General features: G+C 38.9%; 18 protein-coding genes. 9 read left to right on the top strand and 9 right to left on the bottom strand.

Features of this window, described 5'->3' with window-relative positions; all coding sequences use genetic code 11:
- Nucleotides 1–34: 34 nt before the first annotated feature.
- Entirely contained in the window at nucleotides 35–349 is a 315-nt protein-coding gene (locus tag GJV03_RS11515; RefSeq protein WP_004717980.1) for a rhodanese-like domain-containing protein, read from the bottom strand.
- Nucleotides 350–440: 91 nt separating this feature from the next.
- Here GJV03_RS11515 and GJV03_RS11520 point away from each other — a divergent pair, with 91 nt between their 5' ends.
- From GJV03_RS11520 to GJV03_RS11530, 3 genes are all read left to right on the top strand, one after another.
- Complete coding sequence (locus GJV03_RS11520) at nucleotides 441–929, top strand: YajQ family cyclic di-GMP-binding protein (protein ID WP_004717983.1); 489 nt, start codon at nucleotides 441–443, stop codon at nucleotides 927–929.
- Nucleotides 930–957: 28 nt separating this feature from the next.
- Complete coding sequence (locus GJV03_RS11525) at nucleotides 958–1461, top strand: DUF4442 domain-containing protein (RefSeq protein WP_004717985.1); 504 nt, start codon at nucleotides 958–960, stop codon at nucleotides 1459–1461.
- 171 nt (nucleotides 1462–1632) lie between these two features.
- Nucleotides 1633–2154, top strand: a complete 522-nt coding sequence (locus tag GJV03_RS11530) for a nuclear transport factor 2 family protein (protein WP_154130136.1) — start codon at nucleotides 1633–1635, stop codon at nucleotides 2152–2154.
- An 80-nt stretch (nucleotides 2155–2234) separates the two neighbouring features.
- Here GJV03_RS11530 and GJV03_RS11535 read toward each other — a convergent pair whose 3' ends face one another.
- From GJV03_RS11535 to GJV03_RS11545, 3 genes are read right to left on the bottom strand one after another with little or no spacing between them, the layout of a single operon-like run.
- Complete coding sequence (locus GJV03_RS11535; protein WP_004717987.1) at nucleotides 2235–2657, bottom strand: acyl-CoA thioesterase; 423 nt, start codon at nucleotides 2655–2657, stop codon at nucleotides 2235–2237.
- A 20-nt stretch (nucleotides 2658–2677) separates the two neighbouring features.
- On the bottom strand, nucleotides 2678–3109 hold the full coding sequence (gene trxC / locus GJV03_RS11540) for a thioredoxin TrxC (protein WP_056516933.1): 432 nt from the start codon (nucleotides 3107–3109) through the stop codon (nucleotides 2678–2680).
- On the bottom strand, nucleotides 3110–4006 hold the full coding sequence (locus tag GJV03_RS11545) for an alpha/beta hydrolase (protein ID WP_056516930.1): 897 nt from the start codon (nucleotides 4004–4006) through the stop codon (nucleotides 3110–3112). It lies immediately after the preceding gene.
- A gap of 126 nt (nucleotides 4007–4132) precedes the next feature.
- On the opposite strand from GJV03_RS11545, the gene GJV03_RS11550 reads away from it, so the two are divergent.
- Together GJV03_RS11550 and msrA are read left to right on the top strand one after the other, a co-directional pair.
- Nucleotides 4133–4471: a TIGR01244 family sulfur transferase gene (locus GJV03_RS11550; RefSeq protein ID WP_004818831.1), complete on the top strand. Its 339-nt coding sequence runs from the start codon at nucleotides 4133–4135 to the stop codon at nucleotides 4469–4471.
- A gap of 253 nt (nucleotides 4472–4724) precedes the next feature.
- Complete coding sequence (gene msrA, locus GJV03_RS11555) at nucleotides 4725–5246, top strand: peptide-methionine (S)-S-oxide reductase MsrA (protein WP_004818830.1); 522 nt, start codon at nucleotides 4725–4727, stop codon at nucleotides 5244–5246.
- Nucleotides 5247–5361: 115 nt separating this feature from the next.
- Here msrA and GJV03_RS11560 read toward each other — a convergent pair whose 3' ends face one another.
- The 5 genes from GJV03_RS11560 to GJV03_RS11580 all read right to left on the bottom strand — a co-directional run bounded on the left by GJV03_RS11560 (nucleotide 5362) and on the right by GJV03_RS11580 (nucleotide 9111).
- Nucleotides 5362–5766, bottom strand: coding sequence for a biopolymer transporter ExbD (locus tag GJV03_RS11560; protein ID WP_004717995.1), 405 nt, complete (start codon nucleotides 5764–5766; stop codon nucleotides 5362–5364).
- Nucleotides 5766–6389, bottom strand: coding sequence for a MotA/TolQ/ExbB proton channel family protein (locus tag GJV03_RS11565; protein ID WP_004717997.1), 624 nt, complete (start codon nucleotides 6387–6389; stop codon nucleotides 5766–5768). Before GJV03_RS11565 ends, GJV03_RS11560 begins: the two co-directional genes overlap by 1 nt.
- Nucleotides 6390–6420: 31 nt before the next feature.
- Nucleotides 6421–7245, bottom strand: a complete 825-nt coding sequence (locus GJV03_RS11570) for an energy transducer TonB (protein WP_004818828.1) — start codon at nucleotides 7243–7245, stop codon at nucleotides 6421–6423.
- Nucleotides 7246–7466: 221 nt separating this feature from the next.
- Nucleotides 7467–8333, bottom strand: coding sequence for a formyltetrahydrofolate deformylase (purU, locus tag GJV03_RS11575; protein ID WP_016539263.1), 867 nt, complete (start codon nucleotides 8331–8333; stop codon nucleotides 7467–7469).
- 85 nt (nucleotides 8334–8418) lie between these two features.
- Nucleotides 8419–9111 carry a TetR/AcrR family transcriptional regulator gene (locus GJV03_RS11580; RefSeq protein ID WP_034611676.1) on the bottom strand — a complete coding sequence of 231 codons (693 nt, stop codon included), beginning with the start codon at nucleotides 9109–9111 and terminating at the stop codon, nucleotides 8419–8421.
- Between the two features lie 111 nt (nucleotides 9112–9222).
- Between GJV03_RS11580 and GJV03_RS11585 the strand changes: the two genes are divergently transcribed.
- The 4 genes from GJV03_RS11585 (at nucleotide 9223) to GJV03_RS11600 (ending at nucleotide 13142) form a co-directional block, all read left to right on the top strand.
- Entirely contained in the window at nucleotides 9223–10671 is a 1449-nt protein-coding gene (locus GJV03_RS11585; protein ID WP_016539261.1) for a coniferyl aldehyde dehydrogenase, read from the top strand.
- 165 nt (nucleotides 10672–10836) lie between these two features.
- Nucleotides 10837–11073, top strand: a complete 237-nt coding sequence (rpmB, locus tag GJV03_RS11590) for a 50S ribosomal protein L28 (RefSeq protein ID WP_000048256.1) — start codon at nucleotides 10837–10839, stop codon at nucleotides 11071–11073.
- Nucleotides 11074–11085: 12 nt separating this feature from the next.
- Complete coding sequence (gene rpmG, locus GJV03_RS11595; RefSeq protein ID WP_003654787.1) at nucleotides 11086–11241, top strand: 50S ribosomal protein L33; 156 nt, start codon at nucleotides 11086–11088, stop codon at nucleotides 11239–11241.
- 182 nt (nucleotides 11242–11423) lie between these two features.
- Nucleotides 11424–13142: a cation:proton antiporter gene (locus tag GJV03_RS11600; protein ID WP_004718008.1), complete on the top strand. Its 1719-nt coding sequence runs from the start codon at nucleotides 11424–11426 to the stop codon at nucleotides 13140–13142.
- The last annotated feature ends 247 nt before the right edge of the window (nucleotides 13143–13389 follow it).

Here is a 13389-nt window from a genome sequence, read left to right on the forward strand (position 1 = left end):
TTATCGTAATAAAAAAGCGCCTTTCGGCGCTTTTTTATGAACCCTGTTCTAATGGGAGACCTGCATCACGTGCTGCACGTGTTCCCCCCATAAGTACAACGTAATCACGAGAATCATCTAAACTCTCTAATTTTTCAGCAGCTCGAGGCGCTTTACTTCCACCACCACATAAAATGTAAATGGACTGATCCGAATTCACTTGAGTCAAGCTCTCAGCACTTAAACCATCTATAGGCTGATTTACAGCCCCTTTTACATGGCCTTCGGCAAAGGCTTTTGCATCACGAACATCCCAGATAACTGCATTTTCTGGGAACTCAAATGTTGTAATTTCTAATTTACGGATCATTGTGCACTCCTTTGATGTAAACAACACTTGGCAAATGAAGAAAACATCCCTAGCATCTCAGATATTCTTTCCATTTGTAAAGGTCTAAACTATGCCATCTTTCGATATTGTTTCAGAATTAGAGATTTTTGAAGTAAATCATGCTGTTCAAAACACACAAAAAGAAATTGCAACACGCTTTGACTTCCGTGGTCAAGACGTTTCAATCGAAATTAATGAAAAAGCCAAAGAAATTAAAATTTCAACTGAAAGTGATTTCCAGTGTGAACAAGTCTATAGCATGCTTGAAAATCATTTCTTTAAACGTAAAATCGATATTCAAGCCCTTGATCCACAAAAAATGACGGCTTCAGGTAAAAATATTGTGCAAGTGATCAAGCTTAAAGATGGACTTGACTCAGATACCGCAAAAAAAATTAATAAAGCCATTAAAGAAAGTGGCGTCAAAGTGCAATCTTCTATCCAAGGTGACAAGATACGTGTAACTGATAAAAAGCGCGATACATTACAGCAAGTTATGGCATTTTTAAAAGAACAACAATTCGGTGTACCTTTACAATTTAATAACTTCAAAGACTAAGGTCTTTAGCAACACTATAGGTTAAGACATGACTCAGACCAACCGTTTATCTAAACTTGTGAAAGCGACTTCTAAATTCCCTAAAGGCATTCGTAGTACGCTCTGGAGTAAGGCGTTTGGTCGAGTTGTGCCTATGGTGGGCACAGCCAATATTAAGTACCTAGAAGTCAGCCATTCAAAAGTTGTGGTGGAAATTAAAAACCACCGTGCCATGCAAAACCATATTGGACAATTACACGCTGTTGCAATGGCGTTGATTGCTGAAACAGCAACAGGCTTTGTCACAGGTATGAATGTTCCTGATAGTTCAATTGTCTTGATCAAAAGCATGCATATTGAATATAAACGACCATCTAAAGGTGATATGACAGCAACAGCGACATTGAGCAAAGAACAAATTTTAGAAATGCAAAGCTCTGAAAAAGGTGAAACGCTGGTTCCAGTCACCATTATGGATGAATCTGGAAAAGAGCCTGTAGAATGCCAAATGGTGTGGGCTTGGGTGTCAAAAGAACGCCTAAAAAAGAAATAAATACAAATCTGCAAATGTAAATAAAACTTACTGTTTAGTTAGTATAAAATTTACCAAAGTACAAATAATGAGTGACGATTATTCACTATATTCATGCTTATTTACTCATCAAGATGGTGTTATTTCCACCACCATCTTGAACTATTGAGATTTGAACTATAGAGAATAACCATGCGATCAGCTACGCCAAGAAAAATTATTGTACTCAGCCTCATTCTAAGCCCTATTTTGTTTCTCACTGCATGTGCCCAAAATCCAAGTCACGTTGCTACTGCTGCAACGGGCAACACATTAGCAGCGAAATCAAACACCCAACAAGCGCAACAAAATAAAGCCATTGTGACTGATTTTTATGAAGGTGTATTTCAAAAGCATCAAGTTAAAGCATATGCAGATCGTTATATTGGTGACCAATATATTCAGCACAATCCGCGTGTTCCAGATGGTAAAGCGCCCTTTGTAAATCACTTTACCCAGTATTTCCAAAAAAATCCTGAAGCAAAAAGTGTAATCAAACGTGCTGTCGCAGAAGGAAACTTAGTATTTTTACACGTTCATTCAGCTCAAAATCCACAAGATCGTGGTGTTGTGATTGTCGATATCTTTAGAGTCGAAAATGGAAAAATTGTTGAACACTGGGATGTACAACAAGCTGTTCCAGAATCAAGCGCCAACAGCAATACCATGTTTTAACACAGTATTTAAATCAAACGATCTAAGCACCTATTCCATAAAAAATCCCAAACAATGTTGGGATTTTTTATCTTGATCATTCAAGCACTTTGCGACGCTAAATACTTCTGCTTTACATCTTCAGGAATTTGGCGTTTATTTCCCGCAACATCTACAGCGACAAAGGTAAATACACCTGCAGTGACACGTTTGGCAGCACGAGAACTGTCATGACTATCCCAAACTTCGATCTGCATTTGAATCGATGTATTACCGACCTTTAAAAGCTTGGTATAACAGCTGATCACATCCCCCACTTTTACGGGAACAAGAAAAGTCATCTGATTAATCGAAATCGTTGCACAACGCCCTTTACTAAAGCGTTCTGCATGAATTGCACCAGCCAAATCCATTTGTGAAACAATCCAACCACCAAAAACATCACCACTCCAGTTTGTATCTGCTGGCATTGCGATGGTTTGTAAAGACAGTGTACCTTCAGGTTTTACATGAGAATCTGACACAATAACTCCGAGCCCGTGAATTACTTATGGGCATTCAATTGTTGATCTAACCATTCTTGTAATTGGTTAGCACGTAACGCACCACTTATTCTAGCAACTTCCGTGGTTTTATTCATTAAAACCAAGGTTGGGATACTGCGAATATTAAATGCACTACTTAACCGTGGATTCGCTTCAGTATCAATTTTAGCAAAAACCACATGGGGGTTATTTTTTGCAACTTCAGCAAAATGCGGTGCCATCATTTTGCATGGGCCACACCACTCTGCCCATAAATCAATCATAATTGGCAAATCACTATGACTGACAAAGTTACTGAAATTTTGTTCATTTAACTCAATAGGAGCAAGTGCAATCAAATTTTGATGACATTGACCACAAGTGGGTTGAGCATTTAGTTTATCTTCGGGAACTCGGTTTTTTGCGCCACATGATGGGCATACAATAATCATCTAGCTCACTCCAATATGTTGATGTAAAAACTCTAATTGGGTCAAAATTGATTTTTCCAACCATTTCCCATGATAAATATCAAAATGTGCCATATCCCATTCATGATATTGCACAAAAGGTGCAATATTTGTTGCCGTTTCTCGGCTAGATTCAATGGGGATAAAACTGTCTTTTTTAGCTGCAATAAATAGCACAGGAATATTAATACTTCTGACAGTCTGAATTGGTCTAAAACGGATTAAATTAAAAAATACCCGTGCCGGAACTTCACCACTCCAAAAGTAGTCTGGATTTACAATCGACATATAGCCGTTATAACTATCTTTGGTCGGAATAAAACATAAATCAAAGGGATGTACCACAGGTAAGGTTCGTGGAAGCATACCAACTTTTGCCCCCATATAATCTTGACTGGATATTTTTAATGCCTTGGGTAACTGTTGAATTGGAAACAATTTTGCAGTTTCTGCCCCATCCACATAAGGCACTTGCACCATAATAGCTTGGACACTCTTTAGCTCACTTGCAAGACTAAGTACATAGCCTCCACTCAAAGAGGTCCCCCAAAGCGCTATTTTTTTTGGATTAATTTTCTTTTGTGTTGCGACATAACTGACCACGGTTTTCCAATCATCCAACTGATTCTGCAGTGAAATCAGTTCACGAGGAAAGCCTGTACTTCCTCCCCAAAAACGATAATCAAACAGCACAACCGCATAGCCTGCCTGTGCAATTTTTTGCGCATAGTTCACCAACTTAAATTGTCTTAAACATGCAAATCCATGAGCCATAATAATAACAGCAGGTTTTTTTAGATTTTTAGGTCGATAAAAATCTGCCGCTATGACTTCTTGTCCAATGGGAATATATAGTGGTTCAACTGTATATGCGTACATACACACTCCATTGCGTTATCTTTTATAGATATTTCTTTTATAAATCTTTTATCGTTCAAACTCAGTTCTGAGCTTAATGCTATTATATATAGCATATTGGATTTTAAATCATATAGGAGTGACGAAATGAGTGAAAATGTTGGTTTTGCTGGTCAAATTGGTCCAGAACATATTGCTCAAGTGGCAGAAAAAGGCTTTAAGTCTGTAATGAATAATCGTCCTGATTTGGAAGGCGGAACGGAACAGCCTACAAGTGCTCAAATTGAAGAAGCTGCACGTGCTGCAGGTTTGGACTATGTATTTCTACCTGTCGTTGCTGGTCAAATCACAGAAGTTGATGTCAGAACCTTTGCCAACCGCTTTAACGAGCTTCCAAAACCAGTACTCATGTTTTGTCGTACAGGTAATCGTTCAAATAACCTCTATCAAATTGCAAAACAAATGGATTTATTAGACGACGAATAAATTCTCATGAATATAAAAGGCATTCCGTTGAATGTCTTTTGATTCGACTTAAATAGAAAAGCTTAAGTTTTTACAGCAATTCGAATAGATTGTGCTTTTAAAATTTTGCAACAATTTAAACAGATCTGTTTAGTGAATCAAACAGGTATTGTACCTATGCTTAAATGGTTATATGACAAACTAAGCAAGTTCACGATATGATCTTTGGCATCGTTTCGTCTTTTCCATAATTTAAAAATAAAGGGATCTTCACATGCAACAGGCTCTATTTGGTGGTGGCTGCTTTTGGTGTACCGAAGCCGTATTTTTACAGCTCAAAGGTGTCAATCACGTAGTCAGTGGTTATGCTGGCGGGCATACTCCCAATCCAACTTATGAAGCAATTTGTAATGGGGATACCAATCATGCTGAAGTGATTTTGATTGAATTTGATGAACAACAAATCAATTATCAACAATTACTCACGGTTTTTTTTGCAATTCATGATCCAACTACATTAAACCGCCAAGGCAATGATATTGGAACACAATATCGTTCGGTGATTTATTACTTCAATGAACAGCAAAAACTTGAATCTGAACAATTTATTGAGCAGCTTAAAGCAGATGGTTTAAATATTGTGACTGAACTCAGTCCAGCACCCACCTTCCATCCTGCTGAAGAATATCATCAAAACTTCTTTGCCCGTAATCCTGCGCAAGGTTATTGTAATTTTGCCATTCCACCAAAATTACTCAAACTTCATAGCCAATTTCAAGATCTTTTAAAAGACTAAGATCACTGAAAATACTTCACTTTATATAACAAAAGTGAACTAACCCAATAGCCAAAATATCAACATAAAAAAACCTCCATAAAAGGAGGTTTTAAAATATTTGTAATTATTTAAATTAATTATCACTCATAAAGGCAAGATCATTTAATCCTGCTTCACTTGCACGAGACATCACTTGTGCAACGGTATCATAGCGAGATTCTTTATCCGCTCTCAACTGTACAGCTGGTTTTACTGGCTTTTGACCTTCTTCATCAAATCGTTTAGCCAATTCATCTAAAGTAATGACTTTATCATTCCAAGCCACATCGCCATTCTGATTGATACTGATGGTAATTGCTTCAGGTGGAGGCGCGATTACTTCAGCAGTAGTCTTTGGTAAAGTTAATGGTATCGATGGGTTAGCAACGGTGGCTGTCACCAAGAAGATGATCATCAATACCAACATAATATCGATCAGCGGAATGAGATTCATCTCATTCATGCCAGAATCGTTGTCTTCTCCCAATTGAAAAGCCATTAAGCTTGACCTCCAACTAAACCTTTACTGGTAGATTCAGATTCAACTTTTTGCGTTGAAGAATCTTGTTGTAACATCGTATCAATTAACAAACCATGTGCTTGATCTTGCAACTCATTTGACAATGTACGGTTAAAACGTACGCAAATGTTATATGCCAATACCGCTGGAATCGCTACAGCAAGACCTAGACCAGTCATGATCAGTGCCTCACCAACTGGCGTTGCAACTTGAGCTAAACCTGCTTGACCACTTTTACCTACAGCAACAAGTGCGTGGAAGATTCCCCATACCGTACCAAATAAACCAACAAATGGTGCAAGTGAAGCAATCGTTCCTAAAACTGAAACACCTTTTTCAGCATTGGCCTTTTCTGCTGAGATTTGACGTAGTAACGCTTGTTCTGCAACTGCTTTACGTTGGTCAAAGCTTAATGGCGCAAGCTTGGCTTTTAATGCTTTTAAAGCCTGAGCAAGGTGATCCTGAGCAACCTGCTTGAGTTGACGCGTGCCTAGAATACGCAAAATGAACACAGTCCACGTTGCAATAGACATTGCCAATAACACGAAATACAGTGTCTTACTGACCGCATCAGCATGTTGCCAATAAACTGAAAAGTTCATATGCACATTTCCTAATTCTTAAAAAAATTATTTACTTTTTAGAGACCGACAATGCAAAATCTTGCCTAATTTTAAATGGTACACCCGCACCATTTTCTCTATAAGCTTTAAATTTTGCAGATTGAGTCTGCTTAACAACATAACTATCTAAACTTGAATTACCACTAGATTGAAGAATACGAACATTGGTAATATTTCCGCCCGCATCCGCAGTAATTTCTAGATTCACAACTTTTGTTCCATCTTCTGGAGACATCAGTTTAAGTAATTGCTCTTTTGCGATACGTGGACTACGACTCCAAGACACCTGACCTTCATTTACATTACGCGGCGTGTTTCTTTGCTCTTGATCACGACGTTGACGATCGCGCTCATCTTGCTCACGTTTTTGACGATCACGTTCATCTTGTTCACGTTTCTGCTGTTCCGCACGCTTCTGATCATCTTGACGTTTTTGCTCATCTTGACGTGCCTTATCCTGCTTCTGTTGCTCTTCTAAACGCTTTTGTTCTTCAAGCTTTCTTGCCCGATCATCATTTTCTACAGGTTTTTTCTGCTCAATGATTTTTGGCTTAACCACAGGTTTAGGCTCAACTTTCTTCTCTATAGGTTTCGGTTGAACTTTAGGTTTGATGGGTTCAGATGGAGGAGGTGGCGGCGGTGGAACATCTTCTTTTAACTTTAAAAATTTGATTTTTAAAGGTTCTTTCTTTATTTGAGGCAGTTCAAATGGTTTCATATGACTTACCCCCCACAACACACCTACGTGCCCGACAACAACTGCTAACACTGCAGCAAGGACTTTTTTCTTCATCGGTGGTGGCGTTTGAAGTGGTGCAATGGAAGACTGACTCATAAGAATCTAAATACCTAAAATTGAGCAAACTACAAAAAATTATTCAGTTTGTAGATTAAGCTCATCGGATAGAACAATTAAAGTGCAACAATGATAAATGAGAAGTGTTTTCATTTGCAACTGGTTTTTCAATGTTTTTAATCGATTTTACAAATTAAAAATAAAAAAAGGATGCATAAAGCATCCTTTTTTACTACTCATATTAAATGAATATTCACATGTTATTGAAAAACAACAGTCTTATTACCATCGACAATAATACGGTCTTCTAGATGCCATTTGACCGCTCTAGCAAGTACGTTACGTTCAACATCTTGGCCTAATTCACGCAGTTGATCCACAGTAAAATCGTGGTTTACTCGTTCTACATCTTGCTCAATGATTGGGCCTTGATCCAGATCAGCCGTCACATAATGCGCTGTTGCCCCAATCAATTTAACGCCTTTTTCATAAGCCTGTTTATATGGATTTGCCCCCACAAAAGCAGGTAAAAATGAGTGATGAATATTGATCACTTTCATTTCCCACTTTTGTACAAACTCTTCATCGAGAATTTGCATATAACGCGCGAGAACCAATAAATCATTCCCTTGCATTAACTCATCGATCTTTGTATAGGCTTCACGTTTATTTTCTTTGTTGACAGGAACCACATAGAAAGGAATACCAAAGTTTTCTACAGACTCACGTAAGTCTTCATGGTTTGAAACCACCTGGGTAATTTCACAAGGTAAGCCACCACGCGAATGACGCCATAACAACTCAAGCAAAGCATGGTCAACTTTAGACACCAAAATACCGACTTTTTTAATGTCGCTCACTAAAGCCAAACGCCAATGCATACTATAACGTTCAGCCACATTGGTTGCGAAAGTTTGAATGAGACTCTCACGACGGGATTGCAAATGATCAAGTTCAAACTCAACACGCATAAAATAACGCCCGCCCTGAGCTTCAGTTGCGTATTGATCAAGCGCAGTAATGTTCGCGCCCTGATGATACAAAAAGCTCGATACAGCTTGCACGATTCCTGGCTTGTCTTCACAAGTAATCAGTAGACGTGCTGTGTTGGCAGTAGTCATGTTCATGTTGATGGATATCACTTATAAGTTAATTTAAAAAACAGCCGAATATTTTAACGCTTTTTCATCAGCTTTCAATCTTGATTCAGCATCAATCGCGTTTTACCGCAGATAAACTGGCAAATAATTCCGAAGAACCGAAGCTTTCTAGCAAACGTTCATAGGTTTCACGACTTTCACCACGTAAATAAGGACCTTCTAAAAACACCATCTGGCGCAATGCTTGCCAAATCCATTTTTCATCTAAATGGTTGGAATCACTTAAATGCCCAGACATATATAGGAAGTTGGTCCAGTTGGTCAGGACAATCCAAATATTGATGATGAGTGCTTCAATTTCAGAAGGTGTCATCTGCATCAGCCCTGCTTCAACAAAGGCATGATAAATTTTTTGCCCTTGTTGCATCACCTTGCCAGCAAAGCGAGGATAAATTTTTCTAAAGTCGTCATTATTTTCAATTAAATGATAAACATCACGATGTAGAAAGCGATATTCCCATAGCTGACTGCTTAAAACTTGGAAATAACGGATTTTATCATTCGCATTGACTCCACGGTCATCGGGTAATGACAGCATATCTAAAGTTTCTTTTTGGTATTGTTCCATCAATTCTTTGATGATTTCTTGTTTGTTTCGAAAATGATAATACAAATTTCCAGGACTGATCCCAAGCTCTGCTGCAATATGATTCGTTGTAACTGCACGTTCGCCGCGCTCATTAAAAAGTTGCAGACTAATCTGCAAAATTCGGTCTTTCGTTTTCAAAGTTTTGGAGCTCGACATCCTATTACCATTTTTAACCGTTAGCACAAGCTAACATAAAGTGACTTGACTATTTAGAGTATTTACTCTAAAAATTATATTATATTAACCTATTCGTAAATGGTGTTTGTCATGAACAGTCATACAAAAACAAATTCAATGACTTCTTACTCACCTGAAGTTCAACGTATGCATGACATTCTTGAACAACAGAAAGTCGCTTATCAACGCTACCCTGTTCCTACAGCAAAGGAACGTATTGAACGTTTAGCTCGCTTAAAGAAAGTTCTGGTAAAATACCAAGATCAATTTGCAGAAGCAATCAATCAAGACTACGGCAATCGTTCAATCAGCGAAACTAAAATTGGTGAACTACTCACATGTTTAGAACAAATTAAATATTATAGCAAGCATTTAACAGCATGGATGAAACCATCTAAGCGCCATGTGTCTATCTTACACCAACCAGCCAAAGCTTGGGTGCAATATCAGCCTTTAGGTGTGATTGGAATTATTGCACCATGGAACTATCCATTATTGCTTTCTGTTGGCCCACTGATTTGTGCACTGGCTGCTGGAAATCACGCAATACTCAAAATTTCAAGTTCATCTTCTAATTTTGGCTTCGTACTTGAAAATGCACTCTCAGAAGCATTTCCACAAGAATTGGTTGCCGTGGTCAATGGCGGTGGTCAAATTTCCGATGCATTTTCACATTTAGCATTCGATAAAATCATTTTTACTGGCTCTACCAATGTCGGTAAAACCGTGATGTCCGCTGCTGCCGAAAATCTAGTGCCTGTTATTCTTGAGCTTGGTGGTAAATCACCTGTAATCGTACACCCTTCAAGCGATCTCAATCTGGTCGCTGAACGTATTGCTTTTGGTAAATTGTGGAACTCTGGTCAAACCTGTGTAGCACCAGACTATATGTTCCTACCTAGAGGAAAAACTGCCGAGTTTATTGAAAGCTTTAAACAAGCTGCAACAACAATGTACCCGACGATTCGTGATAATCAAGATTACACCAGCATCATCAACGATAAGCAGTACAACCGTGTTCAAGGTTATTTAGAGGATGCACGTCAACAAGGCGCTGAGTTGATTGAAATCAATCCTCAAAATGAAGAATTGGCGAGTGTACGTAAAATTGCCCCAACATTCTTAACAGGTGTTCTACCTACAATGGACATTATGAAGAATGAAATCTTTGGTCCAGTGCTTCCAATTATGGAATATGATCAAATTGACGATGTAATTGACTTTATTAATGGCAGACCGCGTCCACTTGCTTTATACTATTTCGACTTTGACAATGCCCGCGCAGAATACGTTTCTCAACGTACCCATTCTGGGCATTTCGGTCAAAATGCCGTAGTTACCCATGTTGCACAAGACGATTTACCATTTGGTGGCGTTGGTGCATCTGGCATGGGCAAATATCATGGCCCAGAAGGTTTCTTTGGTTTATCACATGAGCGTTCAGTAATGTCTATTCCTAAGCTATTTAGCTTAAAATTCATATTAGCGCCTTATGACAAAGCCCTAAATAAGATTTTAGAGAAAACTTTCTTACGCTAACTGATCAAGGCATGATCTATCAAATTAGATCATGTTGCGTTTTGACGAATTCCGCTTGTCTTTTAAGCGGAATTTTGGTATAAAACGCCCCTTGAATGAATTCAATCCGTTTTATTTTGACTGGCCATACAGATTTGCTGTTGGCTAAATCAATGGAGTTACACCATGTCTAAGGTTTGCCAAGTTACCGGCAAGCGTCCAGTCGTTGGTAACAACGTCTCACACGCCAACAACAAAACTAAACGCCGGTTCGAGCCGAACCTGCATCACCACCGTTTCTGGTTAGAAAGCGAAAAACGTTTTGTACGTCTTCGTCTAACCACTAAAGGTATGCGTATTATCGACAAATTGGGCATTGAAAAGGTTGTTGCTGACCTTCGTGCTCAAGGTCAAAAGATCTAAGGAGTCTGAACCATGCGTGATAAAATTCGCTTAGTTTCTACTGCTGGTACAGGTTATTTCTATACCACTACTAAGAACAAACGTACTATGCCGGAAAAAATGGAAATCAAAAAATTTGATCCAAAAATCCGTCAACACGTAATCTTCAAAGAAGCTAAAATTAAATAATTTTAGTTTTCTTAAAAAATACGATCCATTTGGGTCGTTTTTTTTGCCTTTTTTTTCTTCGACTTGTTAAACTCTTTAGCGAATTTGGCACTGATTGTGCATTTTATATGGCTTTATACAAAGTCATTACCTTAAGAAATGATTTTTTGAATGATTTCTCCTGAAGATTTAAGGAGTATTTAGTGCCTCATGATGTAGATCTGATTATTTTACTTGCAGTTGGTTTTGGTATAGCCCTGATCTTTGGCTATATCGCTGCACGATTACGCCTGCCACCTTTGATTGGTTATTTAATTGCGGGAATTATCATCAGCCCCAATACCCCAGGTGTTGTTGCAGACATCGCGCTAGCCAATCAGCTTGCTGAATTAGGCGTCATGTTCTTGATGTTCGGTGTCGGGATGCATTTTTCCCTCAACGATTTAATGCAAGTCCGAAAAATTGCCCTCCCTGGTGCAATTTTACAAATCGCGGTTGCGACCTTACTGGGTATGGCAGTTTCCATCTTTTGGGGCTGGAGCTTTGGCTCCGCATTGGTCTTTGGCTTAAGTTTATCCTGTGCAAGTACGGTGGTTTTACTCAAAGCATTAGGTGACAAAGGACTGCTTAACTCGGTGAATGGTAAGATTGCCGTTGGCTGGTTGCTGGTCGAAGATCTGGTCATGGTCTTAGTCCTGGTTCTACTGCCTGCAACAGCGGTACTTTTAGGCGGACATCCTATTGCAGGACATGAATCTGATCAAAACATCTGGTTAACACTCGGCATTACCCTGTTAAAAGTAACTGGTTTTATCGCCTTTATGCTTATCATTGGCAAACGCCTTGTGCCAATGATTATGCAGTATGTGGCGCGTTTAGGCTCTAGAGAGCTTTTTACTTTAACCGTAGTCGCAGCAGCAGTTTCAATCGCTTATGGCTCATACGCAATCTTCGGCGTTTCTATGGCACTTGGAGCGTTCTTTGCCGGAATGGTGGTTAAAGAATCAGATTTTAGTCATCGTGCAGAAGAAGAAACCTTACCTTTACGCGAAATTTTCTCGATTTTGTTCTTCGTTTCTGTCGGGATGTTATTTGATCCACGTATTATTGTGGAACAGCCTCTGCATATTTTAGCAGTCATTGCCATTATTATGATTGGTAAGACGCTGGCAGCGATGGCATTGGTGTTATTTTTCCGTTATCCCATCAATACAGCATTAACAGTGGGCGCCAGTTTGGCACAAATTGGAGAGTTCTCCTTTATTCTGGCAACCTTAGGCTTGTCACTGGGATTACTTAGCCCTGAAGCGCAAAACTTAATCTTAGCGGGTGCTTTATTTTCTATCACCCTCAATTCATTTCTATTTTCTGCGATCGAACCTGTGCAAAACTGGATCCGTGAGCGTTCGCATTTGGCGCGCTTACTTGAGCGTAGCGGTGACCCATTGGCAATGCTTCCAGATGAAGTTGATCAAGCGTATTTACGTGATCAAGTGGTGATTGTTGGTCATGGTGAAGTCGGACGTCGTATTACCAAAACATTGATGGATGACGGCATCAAAGTGGTCATCGCTGAAGAGAACCGCGAAATTGTAGAGAATTTGCGTGAAAAAGGCATCGCTGCGGTTTCTGGTCGAGCAACAGAACCCAGTGTTTTGATTCAAGCCCATATCCAACATGCACGACTATTGGTGATTTCACCGATGGATATTGTAGATATTCATAAAATTGTCGATACAGCCAAGCTGCTTAATCCAGAAATTCAAGTGTTAGTCTGTGCTGAAAATAAAGAAGAAGCTGAAGTGATCCGTAAAGACAATGTCGGTGAAGTCTATTATGCAAAAGAGGAAATGGCGAAAAACATGAGTAATCATATTTTAAACCAGATCCAAATTGCTCATCATCATGAACCAACACATTGAATTAGGATAATCTTTAAAACGTAGCTAAAACCACACGACTGTTCTTTGTGGACCTTGGAAAGTCGTGGTGCTTCCATTATGTAATGGTATCGATAACGATGTTGGATGGGGGATCACCACCCCATCTAACAAAAGATTTAAAACTTCTAGAATTTGATGCCATTTGCGTATATCAGGTTATTTGCATACAAAGAAAAACGCACTCGAAAGTGCGTTTATTGTATTTATTCTAGAATAAATGAAATCA

The organism is Acinetobacter sp. RIT698 (assembly GCF_009668065.1).
GTDB lineage: Bacteria > Pseudomonadota > Gammaproteobacteria > Pseudomonadales > Moraxellaceae > Acinetobacter > Acinetobacter guillouiae.